The organism is Kribbella endophytica (assembly GCF_054781295.1).
This window is the reverse complement of sequence record NZ_BAAGUR010000003.1, coordinates 1,120,930-1,140,685: the sequence shown is the minus strand read 5'-3', so window position 1 is coordinate 1,140,685 and position 19,756 is coordinate 1,120,930. Positions and strand designations below refer to the sequence as shown.

18 protein-coding genes are annotated in these 19,756 nt (G+C 70.0%); 14 read left to right on the top strand and 4 right to left on the bottom strand.

Annotation, left to right across the window (positions count from 1 at the left end; translation table 11 throughout):
* Positions 1 to 5: 5 nt before the first annotated feature.
* From recN to ACYVIO_RS31730, 8 genes are all read left to right on the top strand, one after another.
* Entirely contained in the window at positions 6 to 1,730 is a 1,725-nt protein-coding gene (gene recN, locus ACYVIO_RS31765; RefSeq protein WP_460654611.1) for a DNA repair protein RecN, read from the top strand.
* 117 nt (positions 1,731 to 1,847) lie between these two features.
* Positions 1,848 to 3,029, top strand: coding sequence for a putative cytokinetic ring protein SteA (steA, locus tag ACYVIO_RS31760; RefSeq protein ID WP_460654610.1), 1,182 nt, complete (start codon positions 1,848 to 1,850; stop codon positions 3,027 to 3,029).
* A complete protein-coding gene (locus tag ACYVIO_RS31755; protein WP_460654609.1) occupies positions 3,026 to 3,970 on the top strand; it encodes a copper transporter in 945 nt (314 codons plus the stop codon). Before steA ends, ACYVIO_RS31755 begins: the two co-directional genes overlap by 4 nt.
* Positions 3,970 to 4,773, top strand: coding sequence for a hypothetical protein (locus ACYVIO_RS31750; protein ID WP_460654608.1), 804 nt, complete (start codon positions 3,970 to 3,972; stop codon positions 4,771 to 4,773). The genes ACYVIO_RS31755 and ACYVIO_RS31750 overlap by 1 nt, the downstream gene beginning before the upstream one ends.
* Positions 4,774 to 4,855: 82 nt before the next feature.
* Positions 4,856 to 6,391, top strand: a complete 1,536-nt coding sequence (murJ, locus tag ACYVIO_RS31745; RefSeq protein ID WP_460654607.1) for a murein biosynthesis integral membrane protein MurJ — start codon at positions 4,856 to 4,858, stop codon at positions 6,389 to 6,391.
* Positions 6,388 to 7,413: a glycosyltransferase family 4 protein gene (locus ACYVIO_RS31740; RefSeq protein ID WP_460654606.1), complete on the top strand. Its 1,026-nt coding sequence runs from the start codon at positions 6,388 to 6,390 to the stop codon at positions 7,411 to 7,413. Before murJ ends, ACYVIO_RS31740 begins: the two co-directional genes overlap by 4 nt.
* A 21-nt stretch (positions 7,414 to 7,434) precedes the next feature.
* Positions 7,435 to 9,174: a CTP synthase gene (locus tag ACYVIO_RS31735; RefSeq protein WP_460654605.1), complete on the top strand. Its 1,740-nt coding sequence runs from the start codon at positions 7,435 to 7,437 to the stop codon at positions 9,172 to 9,174.
* The gene (locus ACYVIO_RS31730; protein WP_460654604.1) at positions 9,171 to 9,866 is read left to right on the top strand and encodes an NUDIX domain-containing protein; all 696 of its coding nucleotides are present in this window, start codon (positions 9,171 to 9,173) and stop codon (positions 9,864 to 9,866) included. Before ACYVIO_RS31735 ends, ACYVIO_RS31730 begins: the two co-directional genes overlap by 4 nt.
* Positions 9,867 to 9,908: 42 nt before the next feature.
* Here ACYVIO_RS31730 and ACYVIO_RS31725 read toward each other — a convergent pair whose 3' ends face one another.
* On the bottom strand, positions 9,909 to 10,361 hold the full coding sequence (locus ACYVIO_RS31725) for a MarR family winged helix-turn-helix transcriptional regulator (RefSeq protein ID WP_460654603.1): 453 nt from the start codon (positions 10,359 to 10,361) through the stop codon (positions 9,909 to 9,911).
* 77 nt (positions 10,362 to 10,438) lie between these two features.
* Between ACYVIO_RS31725 and ACYVIO_RS31720 the strand changes: the two genes are divergently transcribed.
* Positions 10,439 to 10,888 carry an SgcJ/EcaC family oxidoreductase gene (locus ACYVIO_RS31720; RefSeq protein ID WP_460654602.1) on the top strand — a complete coding sequence of 150 codons (450 nt, stop codon included), beginning with the start codon at positions 10,439 to 10,441 and terminating at the stop codon, positions 10,886 to 10,888.
* 151 nt (positions 10,889 to 11,039) lie between these two features.
* Here the strand turns inward: ACYVIO_RS31720 and ACYVIO_RS31715 are convergent, their stop codons facing one another.
* From ACYVIO_RS31715 to ACYVIO_RS31705, 3 genes are all read right to left on the bottom strand, one after another.
* Positions 11,040 to 12,203: a class I SAM-dependent methyltransferase gene (locus tag ACYVIO_RS31715; RefSeq protein WP_460654601.1), complete on the bottom strand. Its 1,164-nt coding sequence runs from the start codon at positions 12,201 to 12,203 to the stop codon at positions 11,040 to 11,042.
* Positions 12,204 to 12,225: 22 nt separating this feature from the next.
* Positions 12,226 to 12,837: a peptidoglycan-binding domain-containing protein gene (locus ACYVIO_RS31710; protein WP_460654600.1), complete on the bottom strand. Its 612-nt coding sequence runs from the start codon at positions 12,835 to 12,837 to the stop codon at positions 12,226 to 12,228.
* 93 nt (positions 12,838 to 12,930) lie between these two features.
* Complete coding sequence (locus ACYVIO_RS31705) at positions 12,931 to 13,443, bottom strand: peptidoglycan-binding domain-containing protein (RefSeq protein WP_460654599.1); 513 nt, start codon at positions 13,441 to 13,443, stop codon at positions 12,931 to 12,933.
* A gap of 285 nt (positions 13,444 to 13,728) precedes the next feature.
* Here ACYVIO_RS31705 and groES point away from each other — a divergent pair, with 285 nt between their 5' ends.
* The 5 genes from groES (at position 13,729) to guaB (ending at position 19,737) form a co-directional block, all read left to right on the top strand.
* Positions 13,729 to 14,025 carry a co-chaperone GroES gene (groES, locus tag ACYVIO_RS31700; RefSeq protein ID WP_184798551.1) on the top strand — a complete coding sequence of 99 codons (297 nt, stop codon included), beginning with the start codon at positions 13,729 to 13,731 and terminating at the stop codon, positions 14,023 to 14,025.
* A gap of 120 nt (positions 14,026 to 14,145) precedes the next feature.
* On the top strand, positions 14,146 to 15,765 hold the full coding sequence (gene groL, locus ACYVIO_RS31695; RefSeq protein WP_460654598.1) for a chaperonin GroEL: 1,620 nt from the start codon (positions 14,146 to 14,148) through the stop codon (positions 15,763 to 15,765).
* 220 nt (positions 15,766 to 15,985) lie between these two features.
* Positions 15,986 to 16,606, top strand: coding sequence for an RNA polymerase sigma factor ShbA (gene shbA, locus ACYVIO_RS31690; RefSeq protein ID WP_460654597.1), 621 nt, complete (start codon positions 15,986 to 15,988; stop codon positions 16,604 to 16,606).
* Positions 16,599 to 18,005, top strand: coding sequence for a hypothetical protein (locus ACYVIO_RS31685; protein WP_460654596.1), 1,407 nt, complete (start codon positions 16,599 to 16,601; stop codon positions 18,003 to 18,005). Before shbA ends, ACYVIO_RS31685 begins: the two co-directional genes overlap by 8 nt.
* A 220-nt stretch (positions 18,006 to 18,225) precedes the next feature.
* Positions 18,226 to 19,737 (top strand): IMP dehydrogenase, encoded by a 1,512-nt coding sequence (gene guaB, locus ACYVIO_RS31680; RefSeq protein ID WP_460654595.1) that lies wholly within the window; start codon positions 18,226 to 18,228, stop codon positions 19,735 to 19,737.
* Positions 19,738 to 19,756 lie beyond the last annotated feature (19 nt).

Sequence of the window (19,756 nt, the reverse complement as noted above, 5' to 3'; positions counted from 1 at the left end):
TCACCATGCTCTCGGAGATTCGAATCACCGGCTTGGGCGTGATCGAGGACGCCACTTTGGAGCTCGACCCGGGCTTCACCGCGGTCACCGGCGAGACCGGCGCGGGCAAGACGATGGTCGTGACCGGGGTGAACATGCTGCTCGGCGGCCGCGCCGACAGCGGCCTGGTCCGGCACGGCGTACGGCGGGCGCGGGTCGAGGGGCGGGCGAGCAACGTGCCGCGCTCGATCGTGCAGCAGGCCGAGGACCGCGGCGGCGAGCTGGACGACGACGAGCTGCTGATCGCGCGCGAGCTGTCGTCGGAGGGCCGCTCCCGGGCGTTCCTCGGTGGCGCGTCGGTGCCGGTCTCAGTGCTGGCCGAGGTCTCCGGTGACCTGGTCGCGATCCACGGCCAGGCCGACCAGTGGCGGCTGCTGCAGCCGGCCCGGCAGCGCGAGACGCTGGACACTTTCGCGGGCAAGCCGGTGCTGGCTCCGCTCGGCGAGTACACGACGGCGTACCGGCGGCACCGCGAGGTCGAGGCCGAGCTGACCGAGCTGACGACCCGGCAGCGCGACCGGCTGGCCGAGGCGGACCTGCTGCGCTTCGGGCTGGACGAGATCGCCAAGGCGGAGCCGCTGCCCGGTGAGGACGTGGAGCTGGCCGCCGAGGAGGGCAGGCTCGCGTACGCCGACGGCCTGCGGACCGCGGCAACGACTGCCGGCGAGGCGCTCGCGTCGGAGGACCTGGACGCGACCCGGCCGGGCGACGTACTGGGCCTGCTGTCGCTGGCCAAGCAGGTGCTCGACGGTGAGCGCGAGCACGACCCGAAGCTGGCCGAGCTGGCCGACCGGGCCGGCGAGCTGGGCTACCTGGCCGCGGACCTGGCCGGCGAGCTTTCGTCGTACGTCGCGGACGTCGACACCGACCCGGCGCGGCTGGCAGTCGTCAGCGAGCGGCGCAGCCTGCTGACCGGTCTGGTGCGCAAGTACGGCGATGTCGAGGGCACGGTCGACGAGGTGATCGCGTGGACCAAGCGGTCCGCCGAGCGCCTGATCGAGTTGGACGGCAGCGACGAGCGGGTCGAGCAGCTGACCGCCGAGCGCGGCGAGCTGCAGGCCCAGCTGGCGGAGCTGGGCGGCACGATCGGTGCGGCCCGCCGGGAAGCGGCCGCGCGGCTCGGAGTCGCGGTGTCGGAGGAGCTGAGCGGGCTGGCGATGCCCCACGCGACGCTGACCGTCGAGGTGCACGAGACGACGCCGGGCCCGTACGGCGCGGACGAGATCGAGTTCTGCTTCGCGGCGAACCCGGGCAGCCCGGCCCGCCCGCTGCAGAAGGCGGCGTCCGGCGGTGAGCTGTCGCGCGTGATGCTGGCGCTCGAGGTGATCCTGTCCGACACCCACCCGGTGCCGACGCTGGTGTTCGACGAGATCGACGCCGGGATCGGTGGCCGGGCCGCGGTCGAGGTCGGCAAGCGGCTGGCCCGGCTGGCGGAGAAGGCGCAGGTCATCGTCGTCACCCACCTGCCGCAGGTGGCCGCGTTCGCGGACCGTCACGCCGTCGTACTGAAGAGTGACGACGGTTCGGTCACCACCAGCGGACTGGTCGCGCTCGACGACGACGCCCGGCTGAAGGAGCTGTCCCGGATGATGGCCGGCCTGGAGAACTCCGACGCCGCCCAGGCGCACGCCGAGGAACTGCTCGCCTTGGCTGCGGAGCGTCGTACGAAGCCGCGCAAGAAGAAGCGCTGAGCGCTCCTTCAAAGGAATGATTTAACGCTGCGTCACCCGGGTACTTGTCGATGAATGCTCCCTTCCGGCCGGTAAAAGGTCGGGAGGACACTCTTGACATGGCAGGATGAGAGGGCGATGAAACTGCCCAGCCTGCGAAGAGCACGCCCCGCTGAGCTGCCCGGGATTGCCGGAGTGGTTCGGCTGGACCGCCGTACCAAGGATCTCACCAAACGGCTGAAGCCGGGAGAGATCGCGATCATCGACCATGTCGACCTGGACCGGGTCAGCGCCGAGGCGCTGGTCGACTGCCAGGTCGCCGCGGTGGTGAACGTCGCCGACTCGATCAGCGGCCGCTACCCGAACCTGGGCCCCGAGATCCTGGTCGAGGCGGGCATCCCGCTGGTCGACGGGATCGGCCGTGAGGTCTTCTCGGTCCTGCACGAGGGCGAGCGGGTCCGGCTGCACGAGGGCGAGCTGTACCGCGGCGAGGAAGTGGTCGCCAAGGGTGTCGTCCAGGACAGCCAGACCGTCGCGCAGCTGATGGACGACGCCCGCGCGGGCCTGTCGACCCAGCTCGAGGCGTTCACCGCCAACACGTTGGAGTACCTGCGCCGCGAGCGGGACCTGCTGCTCGACGGCGTCGGCGTACCGGCCGTGCACACTGCGATGGACGGCAAGCACGTGCTGATCGTCGTCCGGGGTTACGACTACCGCGAGGACCTGGTCGCGCTGCGGCCGTACATCCGTGAGTACCGCCCGGTCCTGATCGGCGTCGACGGCGGCGCCGACGCTCTGGTCGAGAACGGCTACGTCCCCGACCTGATCGTCGGCGACATGGACTCGGTCAAGGACGAGACGCTGAAGTGCGGCGCCGAAGTGGTCGTGCACGCCTACCGGGACGGCCGCGCGCCGGGCTCGGAGCGGCTGGAGCGGCTCGGGGTGGACTCGATCGAGTTCCCGGCGGCCGGGACCAGCGAGGACGTCGCGATGCTGCTGGCCGATTCCAAGGGTGCGTCGCTGATCGTCGCGGTCGGTACGCACAACTCGCTGATCGAGTTCCTGGACAAGGGACGCGCCGGGATGGCCAGCACGTTCATCACCCGGTTGCGGGTCGGTGCGAAGCTGGTGGACGCCAAGGGTGTCGGCCGGCTCTACCGCAGTCGCGTCTCCACCTTCCAGATGGTCGCGCTGATCGCGTCCGGGCTGTTCGTGCTCGCGGTGGCGATGGTCGCCATCGGGGCCGACGACGTGCTCTGGTCGATCCTGCGGGCGCGCTGGAACGAAATCTACTTCCACATCCGGGAGCTGTTCACGTGATCGACTTTCGCTACCACATCGTCTCGATCGTGGCGATCTTCTTCGCCCTCGGAGCCGGCGTGGTACTCGGTGCCGGACCGCTGAAGGGCACCGCGTCGCAGGTCGTCGCGGACCAGGCCGAACGGGACCGGACAGCGCTGGAGCAGGCGCGGGCGGACGCGATCCAGGCCAAGTCGCTGGACAAGTACCGCGACGACTACGTCGCGAAGGTGACCGCGGGGCTGACCGACGCCAAGCTGTCGACGCAGAAGGTCGCGATCGTCACCGCGCCCGGCGCCGACGGCGACATGACCAACGCGCTGCAGGAGTCGCTGGAGAAGGCCGGCGCCCAGGTCACCACCCGCGTCGCGCTGGACAGCAAGATGCTCGACCCGGGCCAGCGTCAGCTGATCGAGCCGCTGGTGAACGAGCTCGTCACGCCGGACATCACCTTCCCGGCCGACAGCAACACCTACCAGCGGGCCGGCCTGATCCTGGCCCGCGGCGTGCTCGCCCACGACAACACCAAGACCGTCGACGCCGAGTCGACCAAGATCCTCAGCGGGCTGTCGGACTCCAAGCTGCTCTCGGTGAAGCCGACCCCGAAGGACCGGGCCAACCTGGTCGTCGTGGTCGCCGCCAAGCCGCCGACGCCGCTTCCCGACAACTCGTCGTACGCCGACATCGTCGACTTCGTCGAAGGCCTCGACCTGGGCAGCTCCGGCGCGGTCGTCGCGGGGACGCCGGACACCGCGCAGAACGGCGGCATGCTGAAGGCCTTGCGCGGCGACAACGACGCCACCAAGATCGTCTCCTCGGTCGACGTCGCGAACATGCCGAGCGGCCAGGCCACGGTCGTCTTCGCCCTGGTCGAGCAGGCCGGCGGCAAGGCCGGCCAGTACGGCGGGGTCGACGCGAAGAACGGTGTGGCGCCGTCCGCGGTGCAGGCGAAGGAGAACTGATGGGTCTGCTCGGAGCGGTCGTCGCGGCCGCGGCCACCGCGGGGCTGGAGCGTGCCGCGGCGAAGTTGCCGAAGGAGCAACGGGCGCCGTTCGAGCGGACGAACCACCGCGGCGAGACGGTCACGTTGCTCGAGGGACCGATCGCCGTACTGGGTGCGCTGGCCGGTGTCGCCGCCGGGTCCGGCAGTGGCCGGGTCAAGGCCGCCGCGTTGCTGGCCGGGTCGGTGTCGGGTGCTGTCGGCGCGTACGACGATCTCGCGGGAGCCACGGAAACCAAGGGGTTTCGGGGTCACCTGTCGGCGTTGAAGCGCGGCGAGGTGACCAGCGGCGCGGTGAAGATCCTCGGCGTCGGTGCGGCCGGACTGGCTGCCGCCGCGTTGTTGCCGCGCAGCTCGAAGGGCGTCGGCGCGGTCGCGGAGATCGTTGCCGACGGCGCCTTGATCGCCGGTACGGCGAACCTCGCGAACCTGCTCGACCTGCGTCCCGGGCGGGCACTGAAAGCTCTTGCGGCGGTGAGCGCACCGGTCGCCGGTGGTCCTGCCGGTGCGGTCGTCGGTGCGGCTGTCGCCTCGGCTCCGTCGGACCTCGGCGAGCGGTCGATGCTGGGTGACTGCGGCGCCAACGGACTGGGTGCCATCACCGGTACGGCGCTGGCGGCGTCACTGCCGCGACCGCTGAAGGTGCTGGCGCTGGGTGCGGTCGTCGCGCTCAACCTGGCCAGCGAGAAGGTCAGCTTCACCAAGGTGATCGCCGGGAACCCGACGCTCGACAAGATCGACCAGTGGGGCCGACGGCCCCGGTGAGCGGGTCGGTCTCGCCGGCTCGATCCCGGTGAGCGCCGGGGGCCGGATCGCTCGCGCCGCACTTCTGGTCGCGGGTGTCACGGTGCTGGCGCGTGTGGTCGGCTTCGGTCGTTGGTTGGTCTTCTCGAAGACGGTCGGCGCCGGGTGTCTGGCTGAGGCTTACGCCACGGCCAACCAGCTGCCCAACGTGCTCTTCGAGGTGGTTGTCGGCGGTGCGCTCGCCGGTGCGGTGATCCCGGTCCTGGCCGGGCCGGTGTCCCGCGGCGACAAGGCCGCCCAAGGCCGGATCATCGGTGCGCTGCTGACCTGGTCCCTGGTGCTGCTCGCGCCGTTCGCCTTGCTGGCTTGGCTTCTGGCGTCGCAGTACACGTCGGCGATGCTGGACTCCGACGACTGCGCCTCCAGCGCGACGGCCACGCGCATGCTGGTGATCTTCGTGCCGCAGATCTTCGGTTACGCGATCGCCGTGGTCGCGACGGCGGTTCTCCAGTCCCACAAGCGTTTTGCGGCCGGTGCGATCGCGCCGCTGATCTCCAGCCTGGTCGTCGTCGGGACCTACTTCGTCTTCGCGGTCGAAGCGCCCGTGGCCGACCAGGCGTCGCGCGGTGCGGCCGACCTGCTCGCCTGGGGCACCACTGCCGGCGTACTGGCCCTGGCGCTGACCGTGCTCGTCCCGATGCTCCTGCTGCGCTTGCCGATCCGGCCGACGCTCCGGCTGGATCCAGGTGTCGGCCCGGTACTGCGGAAGCTCGCAGCAGCAGGCCTCGCCGTACTGGTCGCGCAGCAGCTCGCCTTCCTCGTCACCACCTGGCTGGCCAACCACCGCGGCGTACCGGGCAGCATCGCCGTCTACACCTGGGCCAACGCGGTCTACCTGCTCCCGTACGCCGTACTTGCGGTGCCGATCACCACTGCGGTCTTCCCGCGCCTGGCAGCGGCTTTCGAGTCCAAGGACGAGCCGGCCTTCGACCTGTACGCCGCAACGTCCACCCGGGCCGTCATGCTCGCCGGGGGAGCAGGTGCCGCGCTGCTGGTCGGTACGGCGGTTCCGGTCGCCCGCATCTTCGCCTACAACGACGGCCGCGTGCAGGAGGCGCAGGCGACGTCACTGGCCAACGGCCTGGTCTGGTTCGCCCCGGCGATCATCGGCTTCGCCGTGCTCATGCACGTCGGCCGGATCCTCTACGCGCGGCACTTGGGCCGCTCGGTGGCACTGGTCACCGGTGGCGCCTGGCTGCTCGTAGCGATCGCCGGACTGATTCTGACGCTGGAGTGGGACGCCGTACCGGCTCTGGCCGCTGCCATGTCCGTGGGCATGCTCGCCGGCGCGGTTGTCCTGCTCGTGGTGTTGCAGCGCCTTGCTGGAGCTGGTGTGCTGCAAGGGCTGTCCCGGGCGACCGTTGCTGCTGTGGCCGGCGCTGCTCTGGCCGGTGCGGCCGGCTGGGCCGTGTCGCTGCCTGCTGACGACGGAGGCTGGGGGAGTGCGCTGCTGTTCGCCGTACTGTCCGGTCTGGCTGTCGTGATCGTGTACGCCGTGGTCGCCGTACTGGTTGACCGTCCGGATGCCCGTGCGCTGCTGCGCCGGGGCGTCCCAACCGTGGTGGAGGAGAAGCAATGAGGATCGGCCTGCTGCTGGCGGAGTCGCGTGGCGGGATCGGTCAGCACGTCGCCTCACTGGTCCCGCGCTACCTGGCAGCCGGTCACGAGGTCGTGGTCTGCGCACCGCCGGGTACAGCCGAGCACTTCGACTTCGGTGACGCCACAGTCGTCCCGACCGCGGTGGGCCTGCGTGGCTCCGACGTGGTCCACGCGCACGGGTACCGGGCCGGCATGGCCGCACTGCGCGACCGGTCCCACCTGCGGCCTCTGGTGGTCACCTGGCACAACGCGGTGATCGCGCCGGGCCCTCGTGGCCTCGTGATGCGGCTGGGACAGCGCCTAGTGGCCCGTGGCGCCGACTTGACGCTCGGTGCGTCCACTGACCTGGTTGACCTCGCCCGACGCTTAGGAGCCCGCCAGGCCCGGCTCGCGCCCGTCGCGGCTCCAGCGATGCCAGAGGTCAGTACGCCGTCCGCTGCCGTCCGGGAGGAGCTGGGGATCGGTGACGCGCCGCTGGTGCTCACCGTGGGCCGGCTGGCGCCGCAGAAGGACTACCCGACGCTGCTGTCCGTAGCGTCCGAGGTGGCGAAGACCGAACCGGGCGTGGTGTTCGCCGTGGTCGGCGACGGGCCGCTGCGGGAGAACCTGCAAGCCCGGATCGACGCCGAGAGCCTGCCGGTCCGCCTGCTCGGGCACCGCAGCGACGTCGCTGACCTGCTCGGCGCGGCCGACGTTTTCCTGCTCACGTCGCACTGGGAAGCCCGGGCGCTGGTGCTGCAGGAGGCGCTGCAGGTCGGCGTACCGGCGGTGGCGACCGCGGTCGGCGGCGTACCGGAGTTGGTCGGTGACGCAGCGATCCTGGCTTTTCCCGGCGACACGCGCGGGCTCGCGGACGGCGTACGGAAACTTCTTTCCGAGCCGGAAGAGGCCGCTTTACGGCGGGCGGAGGGCCTCCAGTTGGCCGCCGGATGGCCGGACGAGGACGCTGTCGCGAAGAATCTTCTGGACATCTACGCGGGGCTCGTCGCGACCACTGCTTGACAGCAGGTAGGCTGAAGGCCCGTGGACAGGGCTTCGAATTCCCAGCAGACCAAGCACGTATTCGTCACCGGCGGCGTCGCCTCCAGTCTCGGCAAGGGGCTGACAGCGTCCAGCCTCGGCAGTCTGCTGACGGCACGGGGCATCCGGGTGACCATGCAGAAGCTGGATCCGTACCTCAACGTGGATCCCGGCACGATGAACCCGTTCCAGCACGGCGAGGTGTTCGTCACCAACGACGGCGCCGAGACCGACCTGGACATCGGGCACTACGAACGCTTCCTCGACCGCGACCTGTCGCAGGTCGCCAACGTGACCACCGGGCAGATCTACAGCTCGGTGATCGCCAAGGAGCGCCGCGGCGAGTACCTGGGCGACACCGTCCAGGTCATCCCGCACATCACCAATGAGATCAAGGACCGGATGCTGGCGATGGCCGGCCCGGACGTCGACGTGGTGCTGCACGAGATCGGCGGCACGGTCGGTGACATCGAGTCGCTGCCGTTCCTCGAGGCGGCCCGCCAGGTCCGGCACGACGTCGGCCGCGACAACGTCTTCTTCCTGCACATTTCGCTGGTGCCCTACATGGCGCCCAGCGGTGAGCTGAAGACCAAGCCGACCCAGCACTCGGTCGCCGCGCTGCGCTCGATCGGTATCCAGCCCGACGCGATCGTCTGCCGCGCCGACCGGCCGATCCCGGACGCGGTCAAGCGCAAGATCTCGCTGATGTGCGACGTCGACGTGGAGGCCGTGGTGGCCGCCGTCGACTCGCCGAGCATCTACGACATCCCGAAGGTGCTGCACAGCGAGGCGCTCGACGCGTACGTCGTACGGCGGCTGAACCTGCCGTTCCGCGACGTCGACTGGACCCGCTGGGACGAGCTGCTGCGGGTCGTGCACCACCCGAAGGACCAGGTCACCGTCGCGTTGGTCGGCAAGTACATCGACCTGCCGGACGCGTACCTGTCGGTCGCCGAGGCACTGCGCGCGGGCGGGTTCGACAACGACGCCAAGGTGAACCTGCGCTGGGTCGCCTCCGACGAGGCCGCGACTCCGGAGGCGGCCGCGAAGCTGCTCGGTGACGTGGACGCGGTCTGCATCCCCGGTGGGTTCGGCGTGCGGGGCATCGAGGGCAAGATCGGCGCGATCCGGTACGCCCGCGAGGCCGGCATCCCGATCCTCGGGCTGTGCCTGGGGCTGCAGTGCATGGTGATCGAGGTCGCCCGCGACCTGGCCGGGCTGGTCGACGCGAACTCCAGCGAGTTCGACCCGGACGCCACGCAGCCGGTGGTGGCGACGATGGAGGAGCAGAAGCACATCGTCTCCGGCTCCGGTGACCTCGGCGGCACGATGCGTCTCGGCCTCTACCCGGCGAACCTGGCCGACGGCTCGATCGTCCGCGACCTGTACGGCGCTCCGTCGGTGCAGGAGCGGCACCGGCACCGCTACGAGGTCAACAACGCGTACCGCGACAAGCTGGAGAACGCCGGGCTGGTGTTCTCCGGGCTGTCGCCGGACAACGAGCTGGTCGAGTTCATCGAGCTGGACAAGGACAAGCACCCGTTCTTCGTCGCGACCCAGGCGCACCCTGAGCTGCGGTCCCGGCCGACCAAGCCGCACCCGCTGTTCTCCGGCCTGATCGCCGCGGCGTTGGTCCGCCAGCGCGAGTCGCGTCTGCCGGTCGAGGAGGTCCCGGCCGCCGCCAAGGCCGCCGAGGCCAAGGAGCCGGTCAAGGCCGGCGCCGCCAAGGCCAAGGCCCGATGACCGACGCCGGGACGCCAGGCCCCTCGGGGTCCGGCGACGGAGCGGGAGCTGCTGAGCTGCGGTTCGGGGCTGGGCTGGCTGATGTGCCGACCTCCTGGGAGGTGAGCTCCTCGGAGACGGTGCACGCGACCGGGCGGGTGATTTCCGTACGGCGGGACCAGGTGGTCCCGCCGGCGGGTGGTGAGCCGTTCACTCGTGACGTGGTCGTGCACCCGGGTGCGGTCGGCGTGGTCGCGCTCGACGAGGACCACCGGATGCTGCTGGTCCGCCAGTACCGCCACCCGGTCGGCTACCGCCTGCTCGAGCCGCCGGCCGGGCTGCTCGACGTACAGGGTGAGGCCTACCGGCTCGGCGCCGAGCGGGAGCTGTGGGAGGAGGCCTCGACCAAGGCCGCCGACTGGCGGATCCTCGTGGACGCGTTCACCTCGCCTGGCTTGACGACCGAGGCGGTACGGATCTTCCTCGCACGCGACCTCTCGCCGGCCGAGGAGGTGTACGACCGCTTGCACGAGGAAGCCGACATGGAGACGGTCTGGGCACCACTCGAGGACGTCGTCAAGGCAGCCCTGGCCGGCGACCTGCACAACCCGATCCTGGTCATGGGTTCACTGGCCGCCTGGGCAGCACTCAACGGCGAAGGCTTCGACGCCTTGCGCCCGGCCAATTCCCCCTGGCCCGCAAAGGACAACTGACCGATCGGCTGGCCGGCGTCCGGGCTCCTGGCCCGGACGCCATCAGCTGTTGCGCTGCTCGACCAGCTCCTGCGTCGATTCCTGGTACGCCGTGGCGGCGCGGGCGAAGTAGTCGAACAGGACCGCCTGCTGCTCGGGCGGGTAACTGGTGATCACCGCGCCGAGCCGCCGGCGCGCGCCCGCGACGGCCCGGGCGACGCCTTCCGGGGCCTCGGCCATCTCGACGATCACCTTGCGGCGGTCGGCCGGGTCGTGGACCCGCCGGACGTGTCCGCCCTTCTCCAGCCGGTCGATCAGCCGCGTGGTGGCGCCGGTCGTCAGGCCGGTCCGGGTCGCCAGCTCCCCGGAGGTCAGGGCTCCTTCCAGGTCGAGCAGGTTCAGCGTGAAGTAGTCGGTCGCGTTGAGCCCGGCGGCCTCGGCGCTCGTCAGGCTGTGCAGCACCATCGAGCTCAGGTAGCGCCGGAACAACGCGCTGGACTCTTTCCTGGTTGACATCGGCGGTCTCTCCTCGGCTAGTATCTGCATCAGTGCAGATACTTACGTGATGCAACTACTGACTGGGAGAAGCTATCATGACCGACACGTTGATCGAGGCCGAGGTTCGCCAGGTGCTGGACCGGCTGGGGGAGAGCTGGGACCGCGGTGACGCGACGGCGTACGGCGAGAACTTCACCGCGGACGCCACGTACGTCACGTTCGTCGGCACCGTCTACGCGGGTCGGGCCGATATCGTGGCCTCGCACGAGGCGCTGTTCGGCAAGTTCCTGAAGGGGACGAAGCTGTACTCCGAGGTGCTCGACCTGCGGCTGTACGGCGAGCACACCGCGATCGTGGTCACCCGGGGCGACGTCGCCAAGAAGAAGCCCGCGAAGCCGGCGAAGGTGCAGACCTACTTGTTGGTCCGCGAAGATGACGGCCGATGGCGGGTCGCGGCCTTCCACAACACCAAGCACGCCCGCCTGATGGAGGCGATCTCGTTCCGCTTCCTGCCGGCCAGTGCGCCGCTCGCGGCCCGGTCGTGATTGGCGGCGATCGCAGGTGGGCGAGGTCGGCGGATTAGTGGCGGACCCCCGGGAGTCGTCGGCAACGAGCGCAGCACCTCGCCCGTCGGCAGGCTTCCCGGGGGCCCGCTCTCGTGTTCGAGTATATGTTCGAATACTGCGCGAGCGCAAGTCAGCTCGGTCGCCGGCACGAGTACGCGACAGCGTCCCGGCCGATCCGCGTGACGATCAGCGTCGCGGACTGCGAGCCCTTCGGTGCGAGCTTCTTCCGTAGTACCGCCGGATCCATGTCGACGCCGCGCTTCTTGATCTCCAGCGTCCCGATGTCGTTGGTCCGCACCCACGACTTCAGCGCCTTCTCCTTGTACGGCAGCGTCTCGATCACCTCGTACGCCGACGCCAAGGCCGTCTCCACCAGGAAAGGCCCGGTCACGTAGGCGATCCGCGGGTCCAGCAGCCAGCCGCTGACCTCGGCTGCGACCGCCGTGACCAGACCGGCCCGCACCACAGCGCCGTCCGGCTCGTAGATGTACTGACCGACCGGCCCGACCTCAGCCTCAGGTGCGTCAGCAACCGAAGCGCCACCCGGCAGCAGCGTCGCCCGACGCGCGGCACCGCCGTACAGCTTGCCGGACCACAGCGCGGCCTCCTTGACCTCGCCGGCGTCGCTCACCCACTCCGCCTCGACCCCCTCCGGTACGGCGTCGTGCGGGATCCCTGGTGCGACCTTCACGCACGCCGTGCCCTCCAGCAGCGAGCTGATGAACGACCAGGGCGGCGAGTAGGCGTTGTGGTCGAACACCCGCCTCCCGTCCGCCCGTCGCGCCGGGTCGGCGAACACCACCTCGTACGGCGACAGGTCCTGCTTCTCCGCATCGCCCAGCAACACCTCACCGGACAAGCCCAGTGCCGACAGGTTGGCCGCAGCCGCCGCGGCTGTCGCCGGGTCGCGCTCGACGCCGGTGACGCGCAGGCCGGCCCGCGCCGCGCTGATGAGGTCGCCGCCGATCCCACAGCCCAGGTCGATGACCGAAGCACCAGGCAGTGCCGAAGCGATCCGGGCCGAGCGGTGCCCGGCGACAGCGGTCCGCGTCGACTGCTCCAGCCCGTCCGGGGTGAAGTACATCCGGGCCGCGTCGTCCGCGCCGAACTTGGCGACCGCCCGGTGCCGCAGCGACGCCTGCGTGACCGCTGCGGTGACCACCGCCGCGTCGTACCGGCGGCGGAGCTTCTCGACCAGCTGCAGCTCGCCGCCGGGAGTGAAGGACGCACAGGCCTCCGCCAGGACCTCGGATCCCGGTGGGGTGAGCAGTGTGGTGATCGAGTGGGGTGTCACGCGCTCATTCTGCGCTGAGCACTCACAGCGAGCTGTAGCAGCCGCTGCTCCAGATGCCCTTGGCCGAGTGGTAGAGCCGCCAGTTCATCGCCGAACGGGTCTGCGGGCCGTAGATGCCGTCCGCGGCGAGTTTGTGGCGCTTCTGCACCTGCTTGACGATCGCGCGGGTGTTGCTGCCGTAGACACCGTCGACGGTGAGCTTCGAGCCGTAGCAGTAGTTCAGGTTCCGCTGGAGCGTGCGGATGGCGGTGTCCGGGTCGCCGAACCGCTCGTTGCCGCGCTGCGGGTCGTCGCCGTACATCAGGTTGCAGCGGGTGCTGCTGCTCTCCCACACCGACGGCGCCGGTACGCCCCACCCGTTGCCGACCGACACGAGCCGGGCACTCCGGCACTGCTCGAGTGCAGCCGCCGCAGCAGCAGCCCGTACGCCGAGGTCGCCGGTCGGCCCGGCCACTTCACCGGGCGCCGGCTCGGGTGCTGTCGCGGCTGCCGGTGCACCTGCTGCCTGCGGAGTGTCCGTGGCGGAGTGGCCACCAGCGGCAGCCACTCCCACGACGATCGGACTGACCACCAGTACGGCGATCGCGACCAGGGCCTTGCCCGACGGCTTCTTCAACGCGAGGGGGAGTTTCATCTGGGCTCCTCGAACTGGTGGTCGCTCCACTCAGAACGGTCCCACGTCGGACCGCCCAGGCCCAGTGCTCGATCGCAGAAAGTGCGGGAAGGGTTACAGCGGGCTGTAGCAGAGCTCGCTCGACAGGCCCAGCTTCGGGTTCCACAGCCGCCAGTTCATCGCCGAGCGGGTCTGCGGGCCGTAGACCCCGTCCGCGGTGATCTTGTGCCGGCGCTGGACCGCCGCGACCGCCGCCTTGGTCTTGCTGCCGTAGCGCCCGTCGACGGTGAGCTTGGAGCCGTAGCAGTAGTTCAGGTTCCGCTGCAGCGTCTTGATGGCCCGCTCCGGGTCACCGGTGTCGTAGCGCGGGTCACGGAACGGGTTGTCGCCGTACTTGAGGTTGCAGTTGCTGCTGCCCTCCTCCCAGATCGACAGCAACGGGACGGTCCAGCCGGCCGAGTTGACGGTCTTGTCGAGGACCTGCTGGCACTGGGTCAGCGCCTGCGTCCCGGCCGACGCGCTGGAGGCGACGACGGTCAGCGGTACGGCGGCGACCGCGGCGGCGGTGGCGACGACGGCGACCCTGCGGGCCGTGGCCGCCCGCCGGAGCTTGGTGAGAACGGACATGGTGGTGCTCCCTCCCGAGGGACCCCGATCGGTCGGCGTCCTGTACCGCTGAGACGACCTGGACCCGGCCGAAGGTTGAGCCACCGTCCGGTTCGTGATGTTCGCCGGTGGCCTATTTCTGGCACTCGAGTTGACCGAGTGCTAATCGCGGCCTAGATTCGGTGTTGGCACTCTCCCTAGGAGGGTGCCAGCGGCCCCGGCCCCTGACCCCCGCGACGGCAGGCGGCGGGACGGCCGTCCTGACGCACTGTGAATCATCAAGAACTCGACCGTGGAGGTCAGCAAGTGTCGGTCACGATCAAGCCGCTCGAGGACCGTGTCCTCGTTGCGCCGCTCGAAGCCGAGCAGACCACGAAGTCCGGCCTGGTGATCCCGGACACCGCCAAGGAGAAGCCGCAGGAGGGCGAGGTCCTCGCCACCGGCCCCGGCCGCATCGACGACAACGGCAACCGCGTCCCGCTGGACGTCGCCGTCGGCGACAAGGTCATCTACTCCAAGTACGGCGGCACCGAGGTCAAGTACGACGGCCAGGACTACCTGATCCTGGGCGCCCGCGACATCCTCGCCGTCGTCAGCAAGTGACGACTGCTCAGAGTTTCTGACTGACACCGCCCCGGTGCCGAACACCGGCGCCGGGGCGGAGTCGGTCCAGAACCGGCTGGGCCATTGAACGCAAGAATTCAGAGAGGGACTGGTTTTTCCATGCCGAAGATCCTCGAGTTCGACGAGAACGCGCGGCGCGCCCTGGAGCGTGGCGTCGACAAGCTCGCGAACACGGTGAAGGTGACGCTGGGGCCCAAGGGCCGCTACGTCGTGCTGGACAAGAAGTGGGGCGCCCCGACCATCACCAACGACGGTGTCACCGTCGCCCGTGAGGTCGAGCTGGACGACCCGTTCGAGAACCTCGGCGCGCAGCTGGCCAAGGAGGTCGCCACCAAGACGAACGACGTCGCCGGTGACGGGACCACCACCGCCACGGTGCTGGCCCAGGCGCTCGTGCACGAGGGCCTGCGGGCCGTCGCGGCCGGGGTCAACCCGATGGGCCTGAAGAAGGGCATCGAGGCCGCCGTCGAGGCTGTCTCCGCCCGGCTGATCGAGACCGCGCGTCCGGTCGACAACAAGGGCGACATGGCCCACGTCGCCACCATCTCCGCCCGGGACGCCGAGATCGGCGGTCTGATCGCGGACGCTTTCGACAAGGTCGGCAAGGACGGTGTGATCACCGTCGAGGAGTCGAACACCTTCGGCACCGAGCTCGAGTTCACCGAGGGCATGCAGTTCGACAAGGGCTTCATCTCGCCCTACTTCATCACCGACGCCGAGGCCGGCGAAGCGGTGCTGGACGACCCGTACATCCTGATCAGCCAGAACAAGATCTCCGCGGTCGCGGACCTGCTCCCGCTGCTGGAGAAGGTCGTGCAGTCCGGCAAGACGCTGCTGATCATCGCCGAGGACGTCGAGGCCGAGGCCCTGTCGACCCTGGTGGTCAACAAGATCCGTGGCAACTTCACCTCCGTCGCCGTCAAGGCGCCGGGCTTCGGTGACCGCCGCAAGGCGATGCTGGAGGACCTGGCCGCGCTGACCGGCGCGCAGGTGATCGCTCCCGAGGTCGGGCTCAAGCTCGACCAGGTCGGCCTCGAGGTGCTCGGCACCGCGCGGCGGATCGTCGTGAGCAAGGACAACACCACCGTTGTCGAGGGCGCCGGCAAGTCCGACGAGATCGAGTCCCGGGTCAACCAGATCAAGGCCGAGATCGAGCGCACCGACTCCGACTGGGACCGCGAGAAGCTGCAGGAGCGACTGGCCAAGCTGGCCGGTGGCGTCTGCGTGATCAAGGTCGGCGCGGCCACCGAGGTCGAGCTCAAGGAGAAGAAGCACCGCATCGAGGACGCCGTCTCGGCGACCCGTGCGGCGATCGAGGAGGGCATTGTCGCCGGTGGCGGCTCCGCTCTCGTCCACGCCGCCTCGGTGCTGGCCGACGGCCTGGGCCTGGAGGGCGACGAGCTCGCCGGGGTCCGGATCGTTCGCAAGTCGGTGGTCGAGCCGCTGCGCTGGATCGCCGAGAACGGTGGTTACGAGGGTTACGTCGTGACCGCCAAGGTGGCCGAGCTCGAGGTCGGCAGCGGCTTCAACGCCGCCACCGGTGAGTACGGCGACCTGCTCGCGCAGGGTGTTCTCGACCCGGTCAAGGTGACCCGTTCCGCGCTGGCCAACGCCGGCTCGATCGCGGCCCTGCTCCTCACCACGGAGACCCTGGTCGTCGACAAGCCCGAGGAAGAAGAGCCCGCGGCGGCCGGTCACGGCCACGGCCACGGTCACTGATTCCTCGCACCACCCGTAGTACCCGAACTGCCCGGCAGGTCCTCGGACCCGCCGGGCAGTTCTCTTTTCCGGCCGCCGAGGTCGTCCATCCTGTGGATACCCGGGAGTAGTGACAGGTTGTAATGAAAAATGCTCAGTGATCACGTATTGCCACTAGGCAGGGGGGCGTCCGGGCCGTAGCATCTTGCAGGCTGACCGGTCCGACACGAGGGGGCGAGGGGTGACCGAGGTACAAATGCCGCACACCCACGACCGGGTCGAGCTCAGGGATCTGGCCGCGCAGGCGGCGGGTGGGGATCCGGGGGCTCTGAACGATCTGCTCACGAGGGTGCGCGCGGTCGCACACCGTTACGTGCGCTCCCGCCTGTGGACCTATCCGGGCGGGGCCGACATGGTCGACGACGTCGCGCAGGAGGTCTGCGTAGCGGTGTTCGGGGCGCTCGGGCGCTACCGCGACGAGGGCCGGCCGTTCGAGGCGTTCGTGTACGGGATCGCGGCCCGCAAGGTCGCCGACGCCCAGCGCGCGTTCGCGGTCGCCGACGTGTCGACGCCGGACCTGCCGGACGGGGCCGACGAGTCCCCGACGCCGGAGGAGCACGCGGTCAGACACTCCGAGGTCCAGCACATCGTGGGCCTGCTGGAAAGATTGCCGGAGAAACTGCGGGAGATCCTGCGGCTCCGGGTGGTAGCGGGGATGTCAGCCGAGGAGACCGGCCGGGCACTGGGGATGACACCGGGGGCGGTGAGGGTCGCACAGCATCGGGCGTTGAACACGCTCAGGGGGTTTGTGGGGCATGAGGCAAAGCAGGAAAGAGGAGCAGGGGAGGAGCGACATGGCTGAGCGCTTTGATTTAGACGCGATCGAAGCCGATGATGCGCTGCTCGACCTGCTCGCAGCCGGTGGGGAGTCCGCGTGGGAGGCGGGCGAGCACGACCCGACCCTGAAGCTGCTGGCCGATCTACGGCTGGCGGTGGAGGTCGAGGGCGAGCTCCCGGTGGAGACGATCGACGACCCGGAGAGCTTCCTGGCCCGCTGCGCGGCCCTGAACCCGGTCTCCGATCAGTTCACCCGCAAGATCGCCGCCCGCGGTCTTGCCGTCGGTGTCGCCGCGGTGGCGGCGCTGTCGGTGTCGGGAGTCGCGGCCGCCGTCAACGGCGACCCGCTGGCGCCGTACGAGAAGATCGTCGAGAAGGTCGTCGAGCAGCTGCGGCCGCAGACCAGCTTCCCGCAGGAGAAGCTCGACGGATCACCGCTGCTGGACAAGTCCCAGATCGTCAAGGTCAACAAGGACTACAAGGACCGGATCAAGCAGCAGCGCGAGGTCGAGGAGCGCAAGGCCGAGCAGCGGCTGAACGACCCGCTGGGAACCATCCTGATGCAGGACCTCGACACGGTTCAGCTGAAGCCGCCGCTGGCGCGGCCGCAGCCGCCGCGGGTGGACATCAAGGCTGGTACGCGCGACCCGTTGCTGCCGCCAGTCCAGCCGGTCGACGACAAGCCGGTCGACAAGCCGACCACTCCGGTGGACGAGCCGATCGACGAGCCGACGGACAAGCCGAGCGACCCGCCGCCGACCACACCGGTGGACGAGCCGACCGAGCCGCCGCCGACTACGCCGAGCGACCCGCCGCCGACCGAGACGACCGACCCGCCGCCGACCACCGAGCCGACGGACGACGGCGGCAACGGCCAGACCGGCGAGTCCGGCGAGACGCCGGGTTCGGACGCGACCACGGTGCCGAGCGAAGGCTCTGGCGAGACCGGTGCGCCGGGCGGCCAGACCAGTGTCGGCGACGGCGAGACCCAGCAGCCGGAGTCCGGCGACAGCAAGGACGACAGCAAGCCGGAGGACCAGCCGGCCGGTGACCAGACCGACGGGACGGGCGACCAGACCGGCGGTTCGACGGACTCCAAGCCGGCGGACCAGCCGGCCGACGACTCCAAGCCCGCGGGTGACTCCAAGCCGGCCGACGACACCAAGCCGGCCCTGCCGCCCGAGACGCCGGTCGAGCCGACCCGCCTCGAGCAGTACGTGAACAAGCAGCTGCAGGCGAACGCCAAGCACTCCAACGGCCAGTACTCGCTGGGCTGGGTCAAGCAGCAGTACGCCAAGGGCAAGCACTCGAACGGCCAGTACGTCGAGGGCAAGCACGCCGCGTTCGAACGGGCCCACGGCTCGATGAACCCGGTGACGCTCCGGCAGATCCTCTGGGTCCTGAACCACCCCACCGGCCGCTGAGCCTGCCCGACCCGGTCCCCCTCGTAGGAGGCGGGACCGGGGTCAGGCGGGGGGAGCGCCGGCGAGCGGATCTGTCCGGCGCCGTCGCCAGGTCGGGGGCCGGGGAGTTCCCCGGCGGCTCGCGGTTGTCCACAGCACGGCGGGACCGATGCAGGGCGACGGCGCCGGGCGGCATACCATGGTGTCCCGTTCTCGCCGTGCAAAGGTGCCTGCAACCCTCATGGACATCACCCCCTCCGGAGTTCCCGACAAGTTCGCCGTACTCGGTCTGACCTTCGACGACGTGCTGCTGCAGCCCAACGAGTCCGACGTGATCCCGTCGGAGGCGGTCACCAGGTCCCGGGTCAGCCGCAACATCGAGGTCAACATCCCGCTGCTGTCCAGCGCGATGGACACCGTCACCGAGGCCCGGATGGCGATCGCGATGGCCCGCCAGGGTGGCCTGGGCGTGCTGCACCGCAACCTCTCGATCGAGGACCAGGCCCAGCAGGTCGACCTGGTCAAGCGCTCGGAGTCCGGCATGATCGCGCAGCCGATCACGATCGGCCCGGACGCGACCATCGGCGAGGCCGACGCGCTCTGCGGGCAGTACCGGATCTCCGGTGTCCCGGTCGTCGACGACGCCGGCGTCCTGGTCGGCATCGTCACCAACCGCGACATGCGCTTCGAGACCAGCCAGGACCGCCCGGTCCGCGAGGTGATGACCAAGCAGCCGCTGATCCTGGGCAAGCAGGGCATCTCCGCGGACGATGCGATGGCGCTGCTGAGCAAGCACAAGGTGGAGAAGCTGCCGCTGGTCGACGACGCCGGCAAGCTGACCGGGCTGATCACGCTGAAGGACTTCGTCAAGCGCGACCAGTTCCCGCTGTCCACCAAGGACGAGACCGGCCGGCTGCGCGTCGGTGGCGCGATCGGCTTCTTCGGCGAGGCGTACAAGCGCGCGATGACGCTCGTCGAGGCCGGCGTGGACCTGCTCGTGGTGGACACCGCGCACGGTCACTCCCAGTCCCAGTTGGAGATCATCCGCAAGCTCAAGGCCGACCCGGCCACCCGCGGCGTCGACGTCGTCGGCGGCAACGTCGGCACCCGGGCCGGTGCCCAGGCGCTGGTCGACGCCGGCGCGGACGGCGTGAAGGTCGGCGTCGGACCGGGCTCGATCTGTACGACGCGCGTCGTGTCCGGCGTCGGCGTCCCGCAGGTGACCGCGATCTACGAGGCGTCGCTGGCCTGCAAGCCGGCCGGCGTCCCGGTGATCGGCGACGGCGGCCTGCAGTACTCCGGTGACATCGCCAAGGCGCTCGTCGCCGGTGCGGACACCGTGATGCTGGGCTCGCTGCTGGCCGGCTGCGAGGAGTCGCCGGGCGACCTGGTGTTCATCAACGGCAAGCAGTTCAAGGCCTACCGCGGGATGGGTTCGCTGGGCGCGATGCAGTCCGGCGGCCTGCGCAAGTCGTACTCCAAGGACCGGTACTTCCAGAGCGACGTCGGCAGCGACGAGAAGCTGATCGCCGAGGGCGTCGAGGGCCAGGTCCCGTACCGGGGCCCGCTCGCCGCGGTCGCGCACCAGCTGATCGGTGGCCTGCGCCAGTCGATGTGGTACACCGGCGCCCGCACCGTCGCCGAGCTCCAGGACAAGGGCCGCTTCGTCCGGATCACCTCGGCCGGCCTGCAGGAGTCGCACCCGCACGACATCCAGATGACGGTCGAGGCGCCGAACTACTCCGGCCGCTGACCTCCGCCTGCAACCCGTA

Bases quoted from the DNA above. Each gene is read 5' to 3' on its own strand.
- recN (WP_460654611.1), top strand. From the start codon at position 6: ATGCTCTCGGAGATTCGAATCACCGGCTTGGGCGTGATCGAGGACGCC.
- guaB (WP_460654595.1), top strand. From the start codon at position 18,226: ATGGACATCACCCCCTCCGGAGTTCCCGACAAGTTCGCCGTACTCGGT.
- ACYVIO_RS31710 (WP_460654600.1), bottom strand. From the start codon at position 12,837: ATGAAACTCCCCCTCGCGTTGAAGAAGCCGTCGGGCAAGGCCCTGGTC.
- ACYVIO_RS31705 (WP_460654599.1), bottom strand. From the start codon at position 13,443: ATGTCCGTTCTCACCAAGCTCCGGCGGGCGGCCACGGCCCGCAGGGTC.
- steA (WP_460654610.1), top strand. From the start codon at position 1,848: ATGAAACTGCCCAGCCTGCGAAGAGCACGCCCCGCTGAGCTGCCCGGG.
- ACYVIO_RS31750 (WP_460654608.1), top strand. From the start codon at position 3,970: ATGGGTCTGCTCGGAGCGGTCGTCGCGGCCGCGGCCACCGCGGGGCTG.
- ACYVIO_RS31730 (WP_460654604.1), top strand. From the start codon at position 9,171: ATGACCGACGCCGGGACGCCAGGCCCCTCGGGGTCCGGCGACGGAGCG.
- ACYVIO_RS31725 (WP_460654603.1), bottom strand. From the start codon at position 10,361: ATGTCAACCAGGAAAGAGTCCAGCGCGTTGTTCCGGCGCTACCTGAGC.
- ACYVIO_RS31740 (WP_460654606.1), top strand. From the start codon at position 6,388: ATGAGGATCGGCCTGCTGCTGGCGGAGTCGCGTGGCGGGATCGGTCAG.
- ACYVIO_RS31685 (WP_460654596.1), top strand. From the start codon at position 16,599: ATGGCTGAGCGCTTTGATTTAGACGCGATCGAAGCCGATGATGCGCTG.
- groL (WP_460654598.1), top strand. From the start codon at position 14,146: ATGCCGAAGATCCTCGAGTTCGACGAGAACGCGCGGCGCGCCCTGGAG.
- ACYVIO_RS31720 (WP_460654602.1), top strand. From the start codon at position 10,439: ATGACCGACACGTTGATCGAGGCCGAGGTTCGCCAGGTGCTGGACCGG.